Genomic DNA, 23,400 nt, shown 5'->3' with positions numbered 1-23,400 from the left:
TTCAACTTGGTCTACAACTGCCAATTTAAAAGCGAGAGAATAATCTCGTTGAGTTCTTTTACTATCTGATTTCATAACACTCTCCAAATTAAGTTTGAAAAGTGTCAACGCTATTTAGGATGGGTCATTGAGTTAATAAAAAGGCCGCTACCATGTAGCGGCTTTTTTGTGCGTAATGGTAACTGACTAGCTAGCAGTAGCGCTAAAGCAAACCGAGTAGCGATAACGCTTTTCTTCCAATAAGAAGGCTTTGTGTGTACTTGGGCTCCACGAGTCATCGCCGCCCACGCCCATGTGAGCATGGTCAATATAGACAAACACACAATCTTGAGGGGCTAAATCACAGGTATGTTTTGCCTTATCCAACTGTGCTTGCCCATATTCACTTACGCTGAAGTGGAACTGCCCGCTGGCAATTAATTCACCGATAGCCAGCTTTTTACAGTGACTGCGCAAGCCATTATCCGTTGGGAACACATAGCGCGTTTGCATAGCGTTAATAGGTAAGGTGTAGTGGCCATAGCGCGCCGCTGCTTTTCTATCTGGGTAGTTTTCAAACGGCCCGAGCCCCTGCCAAGTAACCGACGTACGCTCTTCGGCTACAGGCACTGCCGTTTGCATACCAATGCGCGGCATTGGCGGTAAACCATCGTCTAACAACACCTCTACATCTACTGAAAGCTCGGCTTGTACATCTAGGGTATAAACCCACTTAGTTGAAGTCATTAGCTTTTGACCATAGTGATACTCGAATAACGACGTTATACGTACGTCTTGCGCGCCCTGCTCGACGTTTATACCCGTACAAGTGCGTGACCATTCGCCTATACCAGCACGACGCCAGCGGGACTCCCAGGCGTTCGGATCGGGGTTATCGACTTCACTTACCCCAATATCGTTATCCAGCGGCGCTCGAAAGAAATTATCCTCTAACGGCGCACTTAGTGTTTCATTATTCCCCTGCAGCCATGACGTTAACAGCCCACTTTCACTGTTGAAGCTGAATACGTTGTTTTGGACATTTACCAGTAACATCCCATCTTGGGCCTCAATAACTAGTTCACTTTTGTCGTCTTGCTCATTGAAAGAAAATGGGACCATACCGCACACATTGGTTAGTGCTAACTGCGCGGTGTCCATAACATGCCCTGCACCAGCCCACGCGCAGTCATTCGCTGTTACAACATCAATATTCAAATGATACTCAGCCCCTGCTTTAAACGTAATTTCCGGGGTTAGGGTCAGCATTTGTGCTTGTTGCGGACCTATATTGATTTCGAGTTCGCCCGTTGCTTCAGCAATGGGTTTTCCGTTTTCTAGTACTTGCCAACACAACAACTCATTGTCTGTGCGTCTAAACAGGTAATCGCTGCTTACAGTAAGCTCAAACTTGTTATCTTTTTCAGTCAGCGAGAAGCTTAAGTGCTGCTGACAGTATTTTGCTTCAAACAAATGAGGGTGAGGCGTTCTGTCTGGGAACAGCAATCCGTTGATACAGAACTGACGGTCGTTATCGGTATCACCAAAGTCGCCACCGTAAGCCCAATAAGCTTCACCACTGTCAGTGTACTTAGTTAACCCTTGGTCAACCCAGTCCCAGATAAAGCCGCCCTGAAGACGTGGATAGTCTTTAAATGCCTTCCAATATTCATCAAAGCTTCCCAAACTGTTGCCCATAGCGTGGGCGTACTCACATAAAATAACGGGGCGGTTTTCACCGGGCATCGACAGCCACTTTTTGATAGCCCATTTAGGTACCGCATCGTCTTTTACATCCGTATCTACCCGCGCATACATAGGCGCGATAATGTCGGTAGCCGTAGTGTCGGCACCACCACCTTCATATTGCACAGGTCGTGATGGGTCAAATGACTTCGCCCAGCCATACATGGCGTCGTGGGTAGGCCCATGTCCACATTCGTTACCTAACGACCAAATGATGATACAAGGGTGGTTTTTGTCCCGTTCAACCATTTGGGTGAAGCGGGCCATGTAAGCGCCTGCCCAAAGCGGGTCGCGAGACAACCTACCCATGGGAAACATGCCGTGGGTTTCAATATTCGCTTCATCGACCACATAGAGCCCATATTCATCGCAAAGCTCATACCAGCGAGGGTGATTTGGGTAATGTGCAGTACGCACGGCGTTGAAGTTGTTTTGCTTTAATAGCTTAATGTCTTCAAGCATGTCATCTTCATTGATGGCATGACCTTTAAGCTGATGGTGCTCATGTCGGTTCACGCCGCGAATAAGCACAGCTTTGCCGTTAACCAATAGCTGGCCATTTCTCATTTCAATATTTCGAAAACCAATATTGTAGGCTTCACGGTCTACCGTGTTTCCGCTCTCATCAATAAGGGATACAACAATACGGTACAAGTTTGGTGTTTCCGCGGTCCAGTGTTTGGGCTCTTTCACATCTAATGTTTGGAAAACCACATCATCCCAACCGCCCTTTTCATCAATCCGCTTATTGTTGGTACCGGTAATAACTTGCACAGTAATAGCGCTATCGCCATCAAAAAGCTGGATGCCCACTTTAAAGGTAGATGGCGCATTGATAGCAGTACGAACTGAAACCGTAGCGTCGCGGTAACACGCATCAAGCTTTGGTGTAACGAACACATCTTGAATGTGATGCTGAGGCTTGGTGACCAAATTAACGTCTCGGAAGATGCCGCTGAGCCACCACATATCCTGGTCTTCTAAATAGCTGCCGTCAGACCATCTGATCACCATAACAGCCAAGCGGTTTTCACCCTCTACTAAAAGGCGGGATAAATCGAATTCAGCAGGCAAGCGACTATCTTGAGAATAACCTACATATTCGCCGTTACACCAAAGGTGAAAAGCGCTATTCACGCCTTCAAACACAATATGATTGCGCTGCTTTAGTTCATCCTTGGTAACGTTGAACGTAGTACGGTAGCAACCCGTTGGATTCTCGCTGGGAACCACAGGTGGGTTTACCGCGAAAGGGTATTTCACGTTGCAATAAATAGGTTTGTCGTACCCTTGGAGCTGCCAGTTGGACGGCACGGTAATAGGCTGCCAGTTTTCAGATTCATCATTACTCAACGTCTTTGAAAGCAGGCTTTCAGGTACGCTTTCTGGGGCATCAAACAAACGAAAATCCCATTGACCATTTAAACTGCGCTTTTGCGCATTGGTGCTGTGCAGTGCATCTTCCAGCGTTTTATATCCGCAATGTGGACTGTGGGCACTGATGCGGTTTCTCTGAAACACGACCGGGTTTTGCCAGTCTTTTTGAGCGACTACTTGGGAAACATTAAGCATGTCATATCCTTTACTTTTTCGTTAAGCGAAATATAGCTAACTTTCTACAGATCCTTTATGCTCTAAACTTACATCTATTTATCCAAAACTATCATTTTACATTTATGCAACCTAGCTTCAGAGACATTGTAGATATTGGCCCCAACTGCTTCGAACGCTTTATAGATAGTAGTAACGCACCAGAAATCAGCAACCTAGACATTGAACTGGCAGGATGCTCTAACTTATCAGGGAACTATACAGTGGGGCGAGTTTCTCCGCCTAACCATACCCTGTTCTACAGCATAAAGGGGAAAGGAAAGTTTCGCGTTCCATCAGGCGAACTGCAGCTAAATGAAGGGCAGCTTATTATTTTACCCGCTGGACAAAGCTTTGAAGTTTCCATTATCAGCGAGCAGTGGGACATAATTTGGGTAAATTTAGCTAATGTCGAGCGCTGGAAGTCATTTAGAAAAGGCGATGCCCTAGTTGTAGATAACGCCATGCTAGAAGGACTGCATCACGCAATGGAACTTGTGTACTTGGAACGCGACCTTGATAACCGTCGCGCTGCCATGCAGTTTGTTTCTCGTTACCTGTGCCGCATAGCAGATGCTCCATTAGGTAAAAAGCATGCCAGTGACGAAAAGGAGCGGCGCCAAATAAGCCGGGTACATGCGCTGTTTTCAGTGGTGGATAAACAACTTCAGTTTGACTGGGATATGAGAAGCTTAAGTGAAAAGGCGCATTACTCTGCCCCTCACCTTCATAGATTGTGCTTACAAGTGTTTGGGCGAAGCCCAAAACAGCACGTTATTCATTTGCGGATGGCAAGGGCCAAAAGCTTATTGTTAAGCACGCAGTGGCCCGTTTCTTACATTGCAAGCTATGTGGGCTACACAAATGTATTTACTTTCTCAAAACGCTTTAAGAAATCGACAGGTCTCTCTCCTTCAGCGTTTCGAGAAAACGCAAGCTAGCTCCCCGCTATCTTCATTTGGTCGATAAGCACAGAGCCAGTCTGTACGCTGCCGCGCACATCTTTTTCAGCGCCAATTGCCACAATACCTTTGAACATATCTTTTAGGTTACCGGCAATGGTTACTTCATGGACGGGGTATTGAATAATGCCATTCTCCACCCAGTAGCCCGCTGCGCCGCGCGAGTAATCACCGGTTACACCATTAACGCCCTGCCCCATAAGTTCGGTCACAAATAGTCCTGTGCCCATTTCTTTTAGAAGCTCAGCGTCGCTATGCCCTGTATCGCCTACTAGCCAATTGTGAATACCACCAGCATGACCGTTAGACCGAGTATTTAGCTTACGCGAAGAGTACGTCGTATAAAGGTATGTGGCTAATTTACCGCCATCGACTATTGTCATATCTGCACAGGCTACACCTTCGTTGTCGAAGCTAGAGCTTGCTAAGCCGCCTTTAATAAACGGGCGCTCTTCAACGTTAAGCCATTCTGGGAAAACCTGTTTGCCAAGGCTATCAAGTAAGAAGCTAGAACGACGATAAAGGCTGCCACCGCTGATAGCACCGACATAGTGACCAAACAAGCTAGATGCGATGTCGCGGTGTAAAAGTACAGGCACGTTCGCCGTATTAATCTTACGGGCGCCTAAGCGGTCTACAGTGGCTTTTGCAGCGTCAATGCCTACAGCACTTGCTGATTGCAACAAATCGGCCTTACGGCTTACCGTGTAGGCATAATCGCGCTGCATATCGTCATCTTGTGCGCCAATAACCATACAGCTTAAAGAATAGCGGCTACTAGGGTAGCCTGCGTTTATACCATGGGTATTGCCATAAACGCGCATACCTAAATTTGCGTTATACGACGCGCCATCTGAATTGGTAATGCGCGAGTCGTAATCCATTGCTGCTTTTTCAGCCTCAATGGTAGTTTTAATGGCTTTTTCAGTATCTAATTCTTCGGGGTGATACAGGTCTAAATCTGGGAATTCAGTAGCAATAAGGTCAGCATCGGCCAAACCAGTACAAGGATCTTCACTGGTGTAACGTGCAATATCGACGGCTTTTTCTACCGCTAATGTTAACGCTGCTTTGCTTAAATCAGCAGTAGAAGCACTGCCTTTTCGCTTGCCTACGTATACGCTTATACCTAAGCCACCGTCGTTGGTAAATTCAACGTTTTCAACTTCTTGCATACGTGAAGATACGGCGATGCCCTGCACTTTCGACATGCTGGCTTCAGCTTGCGTTGCGCCTTTTGAAACGGCTAATTTTAGTACATCATCTACGACATTTTGAATGTCGGCTAACTGCTGCTCAATTTGCATAGTAAGTTTCGCTGTCTTAATTCGACTGTGATAGTTACAATTTAGCTAAAGTGTAACACTAATGAGTTTGAAATGAGTGATCAGAAATACAATTCTCCTGAAGATCCTTACTTCGAAGATGCGCAAGCAGATGAGTTCGAAGAGGAAGAGTTTGTCAGTAAAACTGAGCTGAAGCGTCAAGCAAAAGAGCTTCATAAGCTAGGCGAAACCTTGGTTAACTTAACCGATGCACACATTGCCACTATTCCTATGGATGAAGAGTTGGCCGATGCCGTTGCTATTGCCCGTAAAGTTAACAAGAAAAAAGATGGTTATCGACGCCAGCTTCAGTTTATTGGTAAAGCATTGCGTAATCGCGATACTGCCGATATAGAAGAAGCGCTAGCAAAACTCACGCATCAACACCAAGCAGCGAACGCGGCTTTTCATGCGCTAGAGAAAGCCAGAGAAGCGGTAATTGAACAGGGCGACCCAGCTATTCAGAAGTTGATTGAAGCGCACCCTGAGCTTGATCGCCAGAAGCTGCGTCAATTCCACCGCCAAATTAAGAAAGAGCGTGAAAAGAATGCGCCACCCAAAGCGTTCAGAGAGTTGTTTCAGTATTTAAAAGACGTTATTCACGAAGATTAATTTATCGCCTTTTGGGCTTTGAGTAATTTTCAAAAACAAAAAAGGTTGGTGCTTATGCCCAACCTTTTTTAGTCCTATGAGTGATTATGTGAGCTGAACTACGCCGTACCGCCCACCGTCAACTCGTCAATTTTAAGCGTAGGCTGACCTACACCTACTGGTACGCTTTGACCGTCTTTACCGCATACACCCACGCCTTTATCTAGCGCAGTATCGTTGCCGATCATTGAGATTTTTTGCATAACCTCAGGGCCGTTACCAATTAAGGTTGCCCCTTTAACTGGTGCAGTAATTTTACCGTTTTCGATAAGGTAAGCTTCAGCGCTAGAGAACACGAATTTACCAGAGGTAATATCTACCTGACCGCCAGCGAAATTCGGCGCGTAAATTCCTTTGTCGATAGAGGCGATAATTTCTTTCGGATCGTGTTGACCTTCCAGCATGTAAGTATTGGTCATACGAGGCATAGGCAAGTGAGCGTAAGATTCTCGACGGCCATTTCCGGTAGGTGCAACGCCCATTAGTTTGGCGTTGTGTTTATCCTGCATGTAGCCCTTTAAAATACCGTCTTCAATTAGCACGTTATGCGCCGTTGGGGTGCCTTCGTCATCAACCGATAACGAACCGCGGCGGTCGCTTAATGTACCGTCATCAACAACCGTTACACCTTTGGCGGCTACGCGCTCGCCAATGCGACCGCTGAAAGTTGATGCACCTTTACGGTTAAAATCACCTTCAAGACCGTGACCCACAGCTTCGTGAAGCAATACACCAGGCCAACCGTTACCTAATACCACAGGCATAGCGCCTGCTGGTGAGGCTACTGCCTGCATGTTTACCCGCGCCATGTGAAGTGCATCATCGGCTAATTGCTCATAATAGGGTTTGCCATCTTCATCTTGCTTAAAGAATGAGTAAGCATATCGCCCACCAGCGCCCGCTGAACCGCGCTCGCGTCTATCACCTTGTTCTAGCAATACTGAGCAGTTTAAACGCACAAGAGGACGAATATCTGTAGCCAACGTACCGTCGCTACCAGCAACTAAAATTTCTTCATATACGCCGCTTAAACTTACTACCACCTGATTGGCAGACGGCTCTTGCTTACGGATATAAGCATCTACCGCTTTAAGCAATGAAATTTTCTCGGCATCTTGCATCGCAAGAATAGGGTTATTTTCAGCATAGCGTGCTTCGACAGGCTTGCGACCTAAGCCAGCAACTTGTTGGGTTCCGCCGCTTGGCGCAATACCGCGGGCCGCTTTGCACGCTTTAGTTAACGCTTCTTCACTTATTTCATCAGAATAAGCAAAGCCCGTTTTTTCACCGCTAATTGCACGTACGCCTACGCCGCGCTCAATGTTATAGCTGCCTTCTTTGATAATACCGTCTTCCAAAACCCAACTTTCGTGTTGGCTCGACTGAAAATACAAATCGGCATAGTCGGTGTCGTGGCGATGAATGGTCGCTAGCGCGCTCTCTAGCTTTGTAATATCTAGGCCTGAGTCAGATAATAAATGACGCTCAACAGATTTAGACAAAGTGACTCCTGAATCGGTTATGTTCGGCAACCGGCATATTCTGTTTAATGGTTTCTCTTGCTGCAATATCTATGTTTGCCGATATCAGCCCTGTTTTTGAGGCTTGTTCGGCTAGGGTTTCGCCCCAAGGCGATAGGATAATACTATGCCCATAGGTTTCGCGACCGTTAGCATGTACGCCACTTTGATTTGGCGCTACCACAAAGCACTGTTTTTCAATGGCTCTGGCTTGCAACAACGCATGCCAATGGGCCTCTCCAGTACGCTGGGTAAAGGCCGCAGGCAACACCAAAATATCGATATCGCCCATTGCAGTAAATAACCCCGGAAAACGTACATCATAGCACACCGCAAGCCCAATGTTGCCTATTGGCGTTTGAACAGTGACGACTTCGCTTCCCGCTTCAGTGGTAGCCGACTCTTTGTAGCTGCCAGTGTTGTCGTTTACCGATACGTCGAACATATGAATTTTACGATAGTCAGCCAAAAGCTCGCCGCTTGGACCAAATAACATGCATGCAGCAGAAAACTTATCGGGGTTTTCCGTTTTAACCGGAAATGTTCCTGACACTATGTAGCAGTGATGCTGCTTAGCAAGTGAGGATAAACGACGCTGTATTGCACCATCACCTTTTACTTCAGCGACTTCAAGTTGACCCTTGTCTTTTCCGCCAAAGCAGGCGAAGCACTCTGGCAACACCACTAAGCTGTCCTTTTCAATATTGGCCGCCGCCATTTCGCTTGCAACTGTATCGAGATTGTCTTCTACATTTGGCGTAGAAGTCATTTGTAGTGCTACTAAATTAACCATCGATCACCTCCATTTTCAGCCTGCGTACGTCATCATCCGTTAATGGCCTGTCTTGCGGGTTCGCTGGAACAGGCGCATTTTGGGCAGGTAAGCTAATGTCTTTACTGTTACGTTCAACTTCATCGAACTTAGGTTCTTTTATGGTACCCGTTACGCGATAGTTCACATTTGAAATGACTTTCGCAGAGGTCAACACTTGGTCAATGGCAAGGGCAGCTAATGCGGTAGGCGGCGTTGCTAAGAAATATACAAGAAACGGAAGGTTCCCGGTTACATTAGGCGCGAACGACACGTTGTAATTTAACTCACCCGTATTCAAGTCGGTGAAGCCGGTAATTTCTATTTCCCCCGCGCCGCCGTCAATTTCAGTATCGTCAGTATACGCTTTGCCATTAACAATACTTAAGGTGCCGCCCATGTCGTCGTAGAAAAAGCCCTTGGCAAAAACGTCACGAAAATCTAGGCTTAGCTTTCGTACTAACGAGTTTAAACTGAACAAGGTAAATATTCGCGATCCCTTGTCACTCAGCTCCGTAAGATAACCATCAGACAGTGACCACTCTACATTGCCATTAAGCTGTTCAAACCCAAAGTCCATTGGCGCATTTGGCCAGTTAATGTCGAACTGCACGTTTGCACTGGAATCTTTAATACCCGATTCAACGCCATACTCTTTTAGCATTTGCCCAACATCTGGAGACGTTAAGGTTCCGTTTAACGCACTTTTAACCTCGCCACCTACATGCTTCCAATAACCCGTAGCGGTTACGTTGCTCTCATCAGACTTCACTAAGAGCTGGCGTATGGCTAGGCCGTCATCTTCTTTCGCTACGTCTAATGTTACTTCACCTAAATCAATACCATGCACGCCACAAGACTGACAGTAAAAATAAATGGGCGGCAGCGTGTTGGGGTCAATATTATAAGGTGACTCATCTTCCTCGCTTGCAGCATTGCCAGTAGTGGCTACCACGGCGTCATTATCATTATCTGCTGTCGCAGATGCTTCAGGGTCAATAGGTTTAGCTAACGACAAGTAGTCGGCATTTACTTCAATGCCTTGCTCATCTAAATCACTGTTGATGCGAATGGTCGCCCTAGCCTGAGGGGAAGATAGATCTAAAATCCAATCCTTGTTGCGCTCAGTTGCGTTCAGTTCTGCCTTTTCAATGCTATGGCCAGCAAAATTAAGCATGTCGGCTTTAGCAAATATACGCGATGGCGTGCCGAACAAATTCGTGCGCTTGGCTTCAGGAGCCTTTGAATCCATAGATGGTTGAACATTAGTTTGCGCATAGGTGTTACCCGCATCTTTTCCTTTGCCAGAAAGCAACATATCGATTGTAGTAAACCACTCTTGCACATCGGCTTGAGCCAAATTTGCACTGATACTAAAACCTGTTCCAATATTGGCAATATCGCTTTCACCCAAGGCCAAGTGCGCCCGCGAGAACTGCATTTCTTTGTGAGGAAGCACACCGTCAAAACGGATATTACTGCCAAGGGTGGCTTTGACGTTCGATGCTGTGCCATCGCCAGTACTGATTATCTGTAGAGGTAAGCTACTACCTGCTGAAGTATCGAAGGGAGCAGGTAATATACTTTGTGTTGCGGTTAAATCTGCCGTGAGATTTGCAGAGTATTCAAAGCCGCTTTTAGAAAGAGTTAGGTCTACTTTAGTGTTCCAATCACTTTCACCATCGATATACGTGGTGAGATCCGTGTTTACATAGTTAGCCAGCGGATGTACATGCCAACGCCCACCTAATTCTACATGGAGATCGTAGGTGTCGCTCTGCCTGCCAGACAGCGACAAATTCACCGGCTGCTGAAGAAATTGCGCAGTAAGATCCCCTGCATCTATATCTCCGTTAGTAAATGACACATCACCCGACGCTTTATCAAACAGCATGTTAGTTTTTGTGATATAGACAGGGTTGTTAGATAAATGCGCGGTACCCGATGCCACCACATCTTTGCCTTTAAAAGGTATATCTAACTTAATGTCAGCAGACAGCGGCCCACTAATTTGCACATCATCGTTCAATACCTTACCTAGCGAATTTTTAAGGGATGAGTCCATCATTAGCGCCGTAAGCGCCTCGCCAGAACCTGTGCCGGTAGCATAGATTGCCAAGCGGGCCCCAGGCTTAAAACTAGGTATAGCAGCCGACATATTGCTTATATTCACATCAGCCAGAGTTGCACTTGGGCTTTCCATCACTAAGGCATTGTTCACAAAATACAAAGACAAATCTAAGTTATTGAGCGCAGGCCAGTTAGGCGCAAAAAGAAAATCCCCTTGTTTGATATCAACATAAGCCTGGAAAACACCGGTATTGTCTTCAAAGGGAAAGTCACTTGTGCGGCCATGCCACAGCACACGCGCATTTGTGATTTGACCTTCGCCAGTAAACGCGCGAGTGAGATATTTGTCGGTATTAGCCCCCATTAGGGAAGCCGGAAACAGGCTACTTACTTCATTTAAAGCCAGCGGGCTCACATCGACATACAGCGACATAAACCCCGTGGCCGTATTCAGTTTAAACTGCGGGTGCAAATTAACAGCATCACTATCTAGTAGCATGTCGCTACCTTTTACTATCCATTGCTTTGCTGCTTGGCCTGCTTGTTCTGGATAAATATAAAAACGGGATTTGAACTGGTTTATATGAATGTCTTGTTTGATGACACCATCAGCGCTTAACACGCTATCCTGACTTTCTAAGTAAACGGCGCCGTTATTTTTATACCAAAACAGATCGGCGTTGAGGGAAGAAAGGCCTGGCACCTTATCTGTTTTATCCCACTGCACATCTAGCACTTTAGCGGCCAAAGACGGTTGGCCATTGTGCAGCTGTATTTGCAACGTGGCTAACTCGCCTTTTGGATTTAGCCCACGTATTTCCTCTTCACTGGTATCATCCATAAAAAGGGGTAATAACAGTAAAAACGGGTTAATTTGCAGGGGCTTCATAGTGTTTATTAGCACATCACCGTTTGCACTAATACTACCAATAAGATCTGTGGTTAGGGTTTCATTACTTGAAGCAAGCACAAGCTGGTCAACTCTCACATTCCACCCGCCTTGTTTGCTTCCAGTGTTAGGCAACGCCTGTAAGCTACCACCGCTGATGCCGGTTACCGTTTTCGCACGGCCGCTGCCCCACTCTAAAAGGCTCTCACTTAATTCGGCTTGTACACTAGTCACTTCACTTTGAGAAAAGTTAGTCCATACTTCAAAGTTTGCACGGCTTTGGGCTAACGGGCGCTTAGTTTTTATCAGGTCGCTTACCCAAGGAGAAATATCAAGTTCTTCGGCTTTGGCGTAGAACACGCCCTCAAACTCTTCTCGCGTGCCCGTTATATCGATAATGAAAGACGCAGAGTTAGCAGCTAAATCTGCAACTTTCAGCTGTCCTAAACCTTGGTGCCTCTCTTCATGGTTGTTCCAGGATAAGCTCTCTATATCGAAGGAATTGGTTTCATTGAGGTGAGTCACGGAAACCACACCGTCTTCTAGCGAGAAGCTTTGCAGTTGCTCTAGGAAAAGTCGCTCAAGGGCCTTCACCACGGGAAAGTTATTTTTGCCGTCACCGGAAAGGCGATCGGCATCAATATCGAGTTTTAAGCCTCGCAGTTCAAAACGGTTGGATGAAATAAGCTGATGGCGTAGCGATTCCCAAAAATCTAGCTCAACGTAGATTTGTCTGATGTCCAACGCCACAGGAGATGCATCGCTTTTAGCCAGCGACACTGAATTGAGCACAATGCTGGGGCCGCTGCGCTGCCAAACTGCATGCACACTTTTTATGGATAGATTTACACCATATTGCTCATTTATATAATTTTCCAACAAATGTTTGTTGTGCTCAATATGCGGCAGAGCATAGCGTGCAGCGCTCAATACAAGCGCGAAAAGTACAAGCAATACGGCAATTAGCAGCCAAAACTTCTTGAGTAGATAAGCGGCTACCGACGAAAAATTTGTCACATTTTGCCTTCGTATACGTTAATGCATTACATCATGACGACGTCGTACTTATCCTGATTGTACAGTGTTTCGGTTTGGACCTTGATCTGTTTAGACACAAATACTTCAAGTTCGGCCAGCATATGAGACTCTTCACCCATTAAGGCTTCTGCCACTTTTGGTGAGGCATAAACCACAAACTTGTCTGCGTCATAGGCGCGATTCACCCTTACAATTTCACGCATAATTTCAAAGCAAATGGTTTCAATAGTTTTTACCGTGCCTCGGCCTTTGCACACCGGGCATTCGCCGCACAGTATATGCTCAATGCTTTCACGGGTGCGTTTACGGGTCATTTCAATAAGCCCTAACGCGGTAAAACCGTGAATATTTATTTTGGCTCTGTCCTTGTTCGTCGCCACCTCTAATGAATGTAAGACACGTCGTTTGTGGTCTGGTTCAATCATATCGATGAAGTCGATAAGGATCATACCGCCTAAGTTACGCAATCTTAGTTGACGGGCAATCGCCTGCGTCGCCTCAATATTAGTGTTAAAAATTGTTTCTTCTAAATTTCGGTGGCCAACAAAGGCACCCGTATTGATATCGATAGTGGTCATGGCTTCGGTTTGATCGATGATCAAGTAGCCGCCAGATTTTAAGTCCACACGACGCTCTAGCGCCCGCTGTGCTTCGTTTTCAACATCATATAAATCAAAAATAGGTCTATCACCTGGGTAATACTCGAGCTTGCCGTTCATTTCGGGCACGTACTCTTTGGTAAACTGGTGTAGTTCGTTGAATGATAGTTTTGAGTCGATTCGAATCCTGTCTAGCTCTGTGCCTACAAAGTCTCGCAGAACCCTCCTTGCAAGCGGTAAATCTTCATAAAGCACGTTCGACTTGCGCTTTTTCATTCGAGACTGAATTTTATCCCACAGTCTTCGCAAAAACGCAGCGTCTGACTGCAACTCATTTTTACCCACGCCTTCTGCGGCAGTACGAAGAATAAAGCCGCCGTTCTCATCGCAAAACTCTTGTACAAGGGATTTTAAACGCTCTCTCTCTGACTCTTCTTCAATGCGTTGCGATACACCAACGTGGGTTACCGAAGGCATAAATACCAGATATCGGCTGGGGATAGTGATATCTGTGGTAAGGCGTGCACCTTTGGTACCGATGGGATCTTTTACCACTTGAACCACAATATCTTGACCATCACGCACCAGCTCGCGAATGTCCTGCTTCTGTATATGGCTTGCCGAGACTTCTTCAGCAATTTCATTGTGAATAACGATATCAGAGGCATGTAAAAACGCCGCTTTTTCTAACCCAATATCGACAAATGCCGCCTGCATTCCCGGCAATACACGACTTACTTTTCCACGATAAATATTGCCAACCAAACCCCGTTTAGTATGACGCTCAACGTGAATTTCTTGCAGTATTCCGTTTTCAATAAGCGCTACCCGTGACTCTGACGGGGTAACGTTAATAAGCAGTTCAGCACTCACGACACAACTCCAAATGCATTAAGTAATTGGCGGGTTTCGTATAGCGGTAGGCCTATTACGGCACTTGCACTACCGTTGATAGAGACCACAAATTCACCACCAATACCCTGAATAGCATAACTCCCTGCTTTATCAGCAGGTTCTCCTGTTTCCCAGTATGCGTCAATTTGCTCATCCGTCAATGCTGCAAAAGTCACAGATGTGGTAATGACTTGGGTCTGTTGCTGAGCGTCATCGAGTGCACAGATAGCTGTAAGTACATCATGAGTTTTACCAGAAAGCATGGTAAGAATGCGTTTTGAGTCAGCTTTATCTTCAGGTTTACCCACACTTCGCCCGTTAAAAGATATCAGCGTGTCGCTAGCTAAAATGACTTTGTCTTTCGTCATTGCGCGCTTAGCCACTAGCTGTGACTTCACCGCTTGGGCTTTTTCAGTGGCAAGCCTTGCTACAAGCTCCAATGGTGGTTCATTTTCACGGGGCGACTCGTCAATATCGGCAGGTTGTATTGTATGGGCTATGTTCATTTGCTTGAGCAAAGCAGTGCGTCGTGGTGAGGCCGACGCTAACACTACCGATTTTGTCATTGGCTTACCTTTGGTTTAATCGTGAAGGTGTTTATATTAAGAAATTGACAATTGTCTGCGCGTACGCCTAAGTAGCCAAAACACCCACGGCCAAAGTACCATAGACGTTAAGACTGGCCACAAGTAATCCACTTGGAAATAAATATCCGTTAACAGGTGTTGAACCCAAAACGTCAATAAATGATATAGCGAAGCAAGTAGACCAATAATAATTGCCTGCTGCCATACAGAGTAATTTCTTAGCCTTTGGTAATTGGCAGCCAATATATAAACACAAATACTTAAACCAAAGCTGTGAATGCCCAAGGTTGTGCCAACCAGCACATCCATCGCAACACCAGTTAAAAAGGCCACACCTACATTTACTCTGTGGGGCAAGGCCATACTCCAGTATGCAAGTACAACTAGCACCCAGTCAGGGCGATACAGGTCAACTTGGGTAGGCAAAGGAACAATTTGCAGTACCAGCGCCACTAACAGGCTCAACCAAATAACGAGGTTACGTTTACGCATCTGAAGACTCTTCCTCGTTGGTAGCAGGTGTATTTACCTTTTCATCCTTACCAGACCCAGACTTTTGTGGCGAATCATCCGTACGCCATAAAAGTAGAAGATGACGAAGTCTGTCTAAATTCGCCATAGGTGTAACTATAACCCGAGCAAAAGGACGACTTTCATCTCTCACTACCTGTTTAACTGTTGCTACAGGGTAACCTTCTGGAAATACCTTACCCAGCCCCGATGAAATAAGGGTATCGCCTTCCTGAATGTCTACGCTGTGCGGTACATGTTCAAGATATAACTCGTTAAGTGCACCGCTGCCGGTGGCAATAAAGCGGATATCATTTCGAAGGGAGCGCACTGGGATGGCGTGTGTCACATCAGCAATCAACAATACACGACTGTTGGTTGACCCCACTTCCATCACTTGACCCACAATACCTTTTTCATCAAGCACAGGCTGCGACAAATATACCCCATCTATTGCACCTTTATTGATGACCACCTGCTGGCTATAGGGATTTTTATCTACCGCCATCAGCTCGGCAACCATTTTTTTCGAAGATAGGCGCACGGGAGCTTGCAGCAGCTCGCGAAGCTGAGCATTTTCTTTTGCGATAACATCGTACTGCTGGAGTTTTTCGCTCATTAGTAACAGCTGATTATTCAGCTTTTGATTTTCAGCCAGTAATTGCTCTTTAGAGGTAAGGCGCTGTGCGCTTTCGCTAAGCATTAACCCGGGGAGGTTAGCAATATATTGAAGTGGGCTCATCAAAGAGTTGAGGTACACCCGCGTAGATTTGAAGCCATCCATTTTATGATCAACAAATATCAGTGTTACTGACAACACAAGCGCCAGCGTAAGCCTGATATTTAGAGAAGGGCCGCGAGTAAAAATAGTATCCATGATACAAATAAGGCAACCTTACGGTTGCCTTTCCTGTTTATTCGTAGCTAAACAGGTCGCCACCGTGAAGGTCAATCATATCGAAAGCCTTACCACCGCCGCGTGCTACACAGGTTAACGGATCATCAGCGATAACCACTGGGATACCCGTTTCTTCCATTAATAGCCTATCTAGATCTTTAAGAAGTGCACCACCGCCGGTAAGTACCATACCGCGCTCAGAAATATCAGAAGCAAGCTCTGGTGGAGACTGCTCTAGCGCCACCATTACGGCAGAAACGATACCCGTTAGCGGTTCTTGAAGTGCTTCAAGAATTTCGTTTGAGTTTAGCGTGAACCCGCGAGGCACGCCTTCTGCTAGGTTGCGACCACGAACTTCGATCTCACGAACCTCTTCGCCTGGATACGCCGCGCCAATTTCGTGCTTAATACGCTCAGCAGTAGCTTCACCAATAAGAGAACCGAAATTACGACGAATATAGTTAATGATAGCTTCGTCGAACTTATCACCACCAATACGAACAGAAGATGAATAGACCACGCCGTTTAGTGAAATGATAGCAACCTCAGTAGTACCACCACCGATATCTACCACCATAGACCCCTGCGCTTCTGATACAGGTAAGCCTGCACCGATTGCCGCAGCCATTGGCTCGTCAATAAGGTAAACTTCTCGTGCACCCGCACCCAAAGCAGATTCTTTAATCGCTCGGCGTTCTACTTGTGTTGAACCACAAGGTACACATACCAATACACGAGGACTAGGACGCAAGAAATTATTATCATGCACTTGCTTAATAAAGTGCTGAAGCATTTTTTCAGTCACGTAAAAGTCAGCGATAACACCGTCTTTCATCGGGCGGATAGCGCGTATATTACCTGGTGTACGACCAAGCATACGCTTAGCTTCTGCACCTACTGCCGCAACACTTTTCGGCCCGGCTGCGCGCTCTTGACGAATAGCTACTACTGAAGGCTCGTTTAGAACAATACCCTGGTCTTTTACATAAATCAGCGTGTTTGCTGTTCCGAGGTCGATGGACAGATCATTAGAGAACATGCCTCGAAGCTTTTTAAACATGAAGTGTGTATTCCTGTTTCTGTGTTAACGCGTATTTGCAAAGGTGAGATGGCGACGCTTTAACGTGAAGTCGATATTTATTCGCACACTTTAACAATGGGGGCAATTTTGGGCAAGTGATGCTGTCACTTAGAGCCAAAATAACTACTTTATTTACAAGCAAATTAGGCGTCTGCCTCATAAAGGCATAGAACCTACGCGTTAATCGATTGATTCCTACGTTAGACTCACTAATGACCCCATGAAAAATGGAAGGTTCAAAAAACAATTTGCCTATTTTTCCGGTTTTTTATTACTAAGGGCGTAGTGGTGTTTTTAACGCACCGCGTTACGACCAAATACAGCCCTTACTTTTCTAATTGTTGATTTGTTCGCGCTTGTAAATGATGTTGTCGTTCCCTCTGTAAACACCATAGGTTAGCGTGGCGCTAGGCGGGTTGTCAGCTTCGCCATCTCCATCCCAATCCCACAGCAACCATGCATCAGGGGTATAAGTCACAGAATAATTACCAGCCCCGTTTGGCGATGATAAACGCATGCCCTCGCCGGTGGTATACGCACCTTCACTTAGGGTTCCGTCTTCAGAAGAAACTAGCTCACCTGAGGCATCATTTATATTAGCGTGTGCAAAATCCGTACAGCTGTCGTATGTGTTTATGCGCCACGTTTGACCGTCCCAGTATTGGGTACGAAGTGGTAACAGTAGGGCTTCATCTGCTGCACCATAGTTGTTTATTAACGTGGCTCGGCCATAGGCGAAGTTGATCGCATCACCAAAATCATCAACACAGGAACCAGCGCAAGAAAGCCCATTAAAGTTTGCGTTCTCAATTTGTCCACTATCAGCCACCAGCGCAATAACTGCATCCATATACGCTCCGTCGAGTGCTGCGCTCCCCAAACGACTAAATACTATGTCATTGTCAGAGAAGGTGATTTGACCTGTAGTCCCACTTTGAGGCCATGCAATCGAGTTCGTATTTTCTAAACGATCTAGCAAGCTTCCGTTGTGTTCAACTTGCAGTCCAACGCTTGTTAGCTTGTCGAAGCCATCGTAGTAGTTCACAGTGCGGCTGCCATTTTGATTAAGGGCAGTAAGTGTAAAGCTAACCTCATCAATAGGTTGGCCAAAATAGTTAAACCCATCACTGGCAGTACATGCCGCTACTACGTCTCCAGTTAGAGAAAAGTTAGAGGGCGCAAACCTACCTACATTATCTACCTGCCCTAGCACAGTAGCATTTGTTAAATACGTGCTTTGCGCCGCAATAGATATAGTGCCAACCTCATCATAATTTACGGCCAGGTTAACTTTACCTTCGTTATCAAAGGTAACACTGGTAGCGCTTAATGACCCCGTTGCCCCCCCTGCTGGCAAGGTTTGTTGAGGTGTTAAGGTGACACTACCTGTATAGTGTTCGGCTGTGCTGTTATTGGCTAAATCAGCGAAATTATCTGGTACACCATCGTTGTTATTATCTTCGCCATCAACCCACTGCACAGTACGAAGGCCTAATACAAAGTCTTCTCCCGTACGCGCTAGCAATGAACCATTCGCGTTAGTCGCATATCCGTTTGGATTTGTACTGGTAGCACTGTCATTTAAGATATCCATAGCAAATCCAAACGGGCGAACTGCAAAGATATTTGAAGAGCCCGTTATGGCAGTTCTGTCAGTGATTGTTCCTGTAAGCGACAATTCTCCCGCGTCAGGATACTGCACCGTGAACTCCGCCCGAGAATTTGCGTCAAACTGCAGCGCAAATGTCTCTGCTGATAACCCAAGTTCGTACGTATTGTTGTTATTAGAAAAGGCCATCTTATTCGAGCAGTTGCTAGAACTTGCGCAATTGTAGTTAAGATCCACATCCACTATTTTATTTTTTAAAAGTTCTGAATTTCCACAGGCCTCGACAGCATAGGTCTTACTATTAAAGCCTTGGTCAGACGGCTTGCCTGATAGCTGGGTAACTATGGTTGTGTTGTCGTCAGAAAGGTTTTTGAATACCAATCCATCGTTTTCAAAATCTATTTTGCAGCCTTCTATACCTACTTCGTTTCCGCCAATAAAACAGCGAAGCTGGGATGATGGCGTTTCTCCTAACGTTGCAAGCTTTGTATCGTTCCCTCTAAGACTGTCCAGCGCTAACGAAATCTGTCCAGTAAACGAGACCGTATCACTTCCACTCCATTGAAAATCATTGCTATTTTGAGGAGATAAAATAACGCTAGAAGGCTGAGAATAGATAAGATCGCAATTCACATCTGCACAAGCTTTAAGCGTTATTTCTTTAGCTGCACAGCTACTGCCTTTGTCATCTGCTAGCTCATAGCGATAGTGATTGAGTACTTCGATAACCTCTCGACCGCAGATACCAGGAATATTATTTGGTACTTCATTCGCTGTAACTTTAAGAGGCGCAGGAACATCTACTTGGCGCGAGGAAACAGATTCAATCCCCCCGCCTGCGTTAAATCGCCCAACAATAGTTTCATTACCTACATTAGCGAACGTTACCGTACCTTTGGCAATAACTAACGCTTTGGGGTTAGAGCCATCAATGACTACGTCGCCGTCTACATAAATAGCTAAATAGGCACCATCGGCAACCGTTATATTAGCATTAGCCATAACGAAGCGGGTTGGTTGGCCGGCTGGATTAGTGCCAGGATCGGAAATATAGATTCTGGTTGGTGCGACAACATTGTAATCTCCGGCAGCCATCAACACATTTAGCCGACTATAAAAATAATCCCCAGCCAAAGTACCCGGTGCCAAGTCAGGGCTACTATCTTCAACCGTGATAGAAGGTATGGCTCTGGCCTGTGACTCGGTCAGTGAGTCTGTGTTATTCACCGTACAGTCAACACCCGGCTCTCCACATTTAGGATAGTCCGCTGTGCCTGCGGTTCCCCCAGCTATAAGTTGTGTCGCACTCAATACCCCGCCGTTTTCATCAATAATACGGCTATTAGCGGGAAGGTTGATGGCCGAGCCGCCAAATGCAGCTATAGCCCCAGGAAATGCCACGTCACAACTTGGTACTTCACCACTAAAGACAAACTCTGATGTCATAGCCAGAATGCTGGCCTCTTCTTCAGCGTGGTTGCGCTCTGAATCTAAACTTCGATCTTCATCAACACGAAGTCCCAATCTTGTGCTACTAACACCGCAACTACGTAACCACCCACCGTCAGCTCCATTGCGGCTTATCTTACTGGCAGCAACCAATGGGGTTTGCGTATAAGAATTCTTAAAGTTATTTCGAAAGCAGCCGTCACTCCAGCCCTGAATAAGAACATCTGCAAAATCTGCCTCCCAAACCACCTCGACACCATTGTCGTCAAAGAACCTGCGATCAAACCCTTCCGTGGTTGCCATATAAGCAACGGTCTCGAGTCGTGTTACCGGTTCATAATCGGTTTCTGATGCTTCCAAGGCGATGTAGTAGGAAGGCGCGTCATATTTAGCCGCAATAGTTAAAAATGGTAGTAAATGCTCATTAGGGGGCATTTTCCCATCCACATCGACCTGATTATTGACAGTTTGGATGGAGTGGAAGAAAACGGGCTGCTCACCAAAGTCTGTCTGTAGCGGCACCTCTGCGTATCGCGCATCTTCAGTGCCAGGCACTAATGGCCCTGTTGGGATATACCAAGGAGAGTTAGTAGAGGCCTGTATAGTAGTAGCATCCAACTCCATTTTCCCTACTTCAACAATGTCGCCGTCAGGGAATTCGTGAACGCCGTAGGCAATAGCTAAGTAATGAGCTCCCATGGTGATATGGGGGCCATCTTCACCAGAGGGCTCAAGCGGTAATGCTTCAAAACCCGTTCTGGTAACGTTGCGGATTTTAACTATAGCAGGGTTACCCCCCTGATTTGTCGATAGCATAAACACGGCGGGAGGCTCGTCGTACACCTGCGAAAAGCTTATGGTTGTCCACTCTGCTTTGTTGTAGGTATTTTGAAGTTCAATGAACCTGCCTTCAATTTGAGGTACAGCTAACACGGGCAGTGCTAATACAGATAGCATACAAATGAAAAGGGCTCGAATACGAGATATAGGGTATGTCATTATTCTTCCTGCCTTACTTCAACAAGAACGCGTTTTGAGGTTTCAAGTTGGCCTGCAATGCACTGCGCTTCAGCTCCCAACGCATAAACCCTAATTTCACCAGCGGCAACTTCAGGCTCTTCTACCTCAGTCTCCACCTCACAAGATAGTGTAATTGTGCAATTCTGCACGTTGTCGGCGTTGATAGTTACTGGCTGAGTAATAGCTGTACACGCGGGGTTGTTTCCGTTAATCAGTCTTGAAATCGCTACTTCCATTCCACTTTGTGCGGCCAAATAAGCGCGAGCACCATAATATTCAATGGATTGCTGACGGATGTTTGATGAGATTTGATTAGACAATGCAATGCCAAGCCCTAAAAGAACAAGGCTTATAATAATAGCCACGATAGTTGTAGAACCTTTTTGCCGAGCAGGCGAACTACATAGACCAACAGGCCGTCGGTGTTTGCTATGGCAAAAGTTTGGTCGCGTTTTTTTATGGCACATTAGGGAAGTGTACCTCGTGTACAACGGATATCTGCTCATCATCACTGCTTTCTAAGGTCATTTGCAGCTCTATAAGACCATTTTGCCGTAGCCCTGCGGTTACTACGTTCGCGCTCCACGACGCCACATTAATACCAATAACGCCGGAGCTAGCACCTTGCGTTCTTATTAAACGCTCTCCTTGCGCGGTAGAAGTTCTGCATACTGTTACTTGTTCTTCAGGAACAAAGAAGCGTTTGCCTGGTGAGGATTGTGTGTTCGCGGCGCTAAGCGTGAGGTCATATTGATTATCGCTAGTCGGCTCAGAAGCAGCATCAGCAATAGTATCTATTGTTCGTCCATTATCATTCACGCTCTGCGGGTTTGTGGGGTATATCACAAGGGTGTCATTCACGCTTAACTGACTATTGAACACAACTACGTGCATAGGGTTGTTGAACGCATCACCCACGTAGGTGCCACTTTCTTTGATGGGGTAATAAGACAGGCACCCTAAACTTGCATCAAATGACACCGAATTCGGCACCACATTACGTAGCTCTTTTTCCAGTCGCAAAATAATAAATCGCGCATCGGAAACAAGGCGGGTACGCTCTGCACCGGTTATATAAATTTGCGCACTTAAAGAAATCACTTGGGCGACAGAAACGCTAATTACACCTAAAATAGTGATCACCAAAATAAGCTCTATAAGTGTAAAACCGCGCTGGCGCTGTGCTTTTGGTGGGCACATTAATAGCTCCCTCGATAAGCACTGAAGTTGTAAACTTGGCCGTCTGGTGCAGTCACTGCTATATCAATACGCTTGAACGTTTGACCGTCAGTGGGCGTACTGTCATCTAAGTCACTGTCGTAATCTACCGTTACCGCAAAACCAAAATTGTTATAGTTTCCGCCAACATTACTCACTACGTAGCCGTTGTAGTCGTCAACATCGTCATAGTCGTCTTCACTCGCCTCTTCAGGACCAAGGGTTGTTGAGCAATTTCCTTTAGTATTACAGGTTTCAAATGGCGGGCTTCTGTCGCTGTTTTCATCATAAGAGCGGCTTAGAATATCGTTCATTAACGACTGACCTAACTTAGCAGCTTTTACTTGGCGAAATGGTTCAGCCGTTTGTTCAGCTTGCGGCACAATAAGCGACAGCACTATTGTTAAGCTGATAGTAAATACAACAATACCAATTACTAGCTCTAATAAAGTAAAGCCTTCACTGTGTTTTCTACGCGTAGGTAACATTGCGCTAGCACGCATAAATGGCCCCTTCACTTTGCAAGCACATAGTAAAGTTACTTATTTGAATTTTGCAGGTAGTTGAGCACGCAATATTGCTTGGTCGGCCAAACCCGTCGAACTGAATTTGAGAAAAACTATCGCCGTTTTCATCTGCAGTTTGAAAAGTGAAATCAGTATTGGACGCATTGATAACTTGGTCGTCATCAAAAGCAGTGGAAAGAGCATTTGCGCAGTCATGCCCAGCGGGGGGAGCAATAACTGTACTGGTTATTTTCACGCAGCTGCTGTCTTGTACGTTTTGCATGGCGCGAAGTTGCATATTGCGCACTAGTTGAAGGGTTCTGTCCCGAAGCGCAATGGCTTCTTCGGTGTCGCTACCAAGAAAGCGAGGTGCGGCGGTGACCGCCAGCACCCCAATAACCATTATGGTTATAATAAGTTCTACGAGTGTAAAACCGTTTTTCTTCAC

At 46.0% G+C, this 23,400-nt stretch carries 17 protein-coding genes; 2 read left to right on the top strand and 15 right to left on the bottom strand.

What is annotated here, in order from left to right; genetic code table 11:
• Positions 1-186: 186 nt before the first annotated feature.
• Positions 187-3,297, bottom strand: a complete 3,111-nt coding sequence (locus IW644_RS11120) for a beta-galactosidase (RefSeq protein WP_269917656.1) — start codon at positions 3,295-3,297, stop codon at positions 187-189.
• A gap of 104 nt (positions 3,298-3,401) precedes the next feature.
• On the opposite strand from IW644_RS11120, the gene IW644_RS11115 reads away from it, so the two are divergent.
• Positions 3,402-4,256, top strand: a complete 855-nt coding sequence (locus tag IW644_RS11115) for an AraC family transcriptional regulator (protein ID WP_269917655.1) — start codon at positions 3,402-3,404, stop codon at positions 4,254-4,256.
• On the opposite strand, the gene pmbA is transcribed toward IW644_RS11115, so the two are convergent.
• On the bottom strand, positions 4,253-5,584 hold the full coding sequence (pmbA, locus tag IW644_RS11110; RefSeq protein WP_269917654.1) for a metalloprotease PmbA: 1,332 nt from the start codon (positions 5,582-5,584) through the stop codon (positions 4,253-4,255). The two genes, IW644_RS11115 and pmbA, sit on opposite strands and share 4 nt — an antisense overlap.
• Before the next feature lie 72 nt (positions 5,585-5,656).
• Between pmbA and yjgA the strand changes: the two genes are divergently transcribed.
• Positions 5,657-6,214: a ribosome biogenesis factor YjgA gene (yjgA, locus tag IW644_RS11105; protein WP_269917653.1), complete on the top strand. Its 558-nt coding sequence runs from the start codon at positions 5,657-5,659 to the stop codon at positions 6,212-6,214.
• A gap of 98 nt (positions 6,215-6,312) precedes the next feature.
• Here yjgA and tldD read toward each other — a convergent pair whose 3' ends face one another.
• The 13 genes from tldD to IW644_RS11040 form a co-directional block, all read right to left on the bottom strand.
• Positions 6,313-7,755 (bottom strand): metalloprotease TldD, encoded by a 1,443-nt coding sequence (tldD, locus tag IW644_RS11100; protein WP_269917652.1) that lies wholly within the window; start codon positions 7,753-7,755, stop codon positions 6,313-6,315.
• Positions 7,748-8,566, bottom strand: coding sequence for a carbon-nitrogen hydrolase family protein (locus IW644_RS11095; protein WP_269917651.1), 819 nt, complete (start codon positions 8,564-8,566; stop codon positions 7,748-7,750). The genes tldD and IW644_RS11095 overlap by 8 nt, the downstream gene beginning before the upstream one ends.
• On the bottom strand, positions 8,559-12,560 hold the full coding sequence (locus IW644_RS11090) for a YhdP family protein (protein ID WP_269917650.1): 4,002 nt from the start codon (positions 12,558-12,560) through the stop codon (positions 8,559-8,561). The genes IW644_RS11095 and IW644_RS11090 overlap by 8 nt, the downstream gene beginning before the upstream one ends.
• A 26-nt stretch (positions 12,561-12,586) precedes the next feature.
• Positions 12,587-14,053, bottom strand: a complete 1,467-nt coding sequence (gene rng / locus IW644_RS11085) for a ribonuclease G (protein WP_118490587.1) — start codon at positions 14,051-14,053, stop codon at positions 12,587-12,589.
• Positions 14,050-14,640, bottom strand: a complete 591-nt coding sequence (locus IW644_RS11080) for a Maf family protein (RefSeq protein ID WP_269917649.1) — start codon at positions 14,638-14,640, stop codon at positions 14,050-14,052. The genes rng and IW644_RS11080 overlap by 4 nt, the downstream gene beginning before the upstream one ends.
• A gap of 36 nt (positions 14,641-14,676) precedes the next feature.
• The gene (gene mreD, locus IW644_RS11075) at positions 14,677-15,153 is read right to left on the bottom strand and encodes a rod shape-determining protein MreD (protein WP_269917648.1); all 477 of its coding nucleotides are present in this window, start codon (positions 15,151-15,153) and stop codon (positions 14,677-14,679) included.
• Entirely contained in the window at positions 15,146-16,048 is a 903-nt protein-coding gene (gene mreC / locus IW644_RS11070; RefSeq protein ID WP_269917647.1) for a rod shape-determining protein MreC, read from the bottom strand. Before mreC ends, mreD begins: the two co-directional genes overlap by 8 nt.
• Positions 16,049-16,085: 37 nt before the next feature.
• The gene (locus tag IW644_RS11065) at positions 16,086-17,129 is read right to left on the bottom strand and encodes a rod shape-determining protein (RefSeq protein ID WP_118490596.1); all 1,044 of its coding nucleotides are present in this window, start codon (positions 17,127-17,129) and stop codon (positions 16,086-16,088) included.
• Between the two features lie 355 nt (positions 17,130-17,484).
• Positions 17,485-21,207 (bottom strand): H-type lectin domain-containing protein, encoded by a 3,723-nt coding sequence (locus IW644_RS11060; RefSeq protein ID WP_269917646.1) that lies wholly within the window; start codon positions 21,205-21,207, stop codon positions 17,485-17,487.
• The gene (locus IW644_RS11055) at positions 21,207-21,593 is read right to left on the bottom strand and encodes an agglutinin biogenesis protein MshP (protein WP_269917645.1); all 387 of its coding nucleotides are present in this window, start codon (positions 21,591-21,593) and stop codon (positions 21,207-21,209) included. The genes IW644_RS11060 and IW644_RS11055 overlap by 1 nt, the downstream gene beginning before the upstream one ends.
• A gap of 91 nt (positions 21,594-21,684) precedes the next feature.
• The gene (locus tag IW644_RS11050; RefSeq protein ID WP_269917644.1) at positions 21,685-22,428 is read right to left on the bottom strand and encodes a PulJ/GspJ family protein; all 744 of its coding nucleotides are present in this window, start codon (positions 22,426-22,428) and stop codon (positions 21,685-21,687) included.
• Positions 22,428-22,949, bottom strand: coding sequence for a type IV pilus modification PilV family protein (locus tag IW644_RS11045; RefSeq protein WP_269917643.1), 522 nt, complete (start codon positions 22,947-22,949; stop codon positions 22,428-22,430). Before IW644_RS11045 ends, IW644_RS11050 begins: the two co-directional genes overlap by 1 nt.
• Entirely contained in the window at positions 22,939-23,400 is a 462-nt protein-coding gene (locus tag IW644_RS11040) for a type II secretion system protein (protein WP_269917642.1), read from the bottom strand. Before IW644_RS11040 ends, IW644_RS11045 begins: the two co-directional genes overlap by 11 nt.

The organism is Alteromonas sp. PRIM-21 (genome assembly GCF_027563165.1).
In the GTDB taxonomy this organism is placed as follows: domain Bacteria; phylum Pseudomonadota; class Gammaproteobacteria; order Enterobacterales; family Alteromonadaceae; genus Alteromonas; species Alteromonas macleodii_A.
This window is presented reverse-complemented; position numbering and strand designations above follow the sequence as displayed.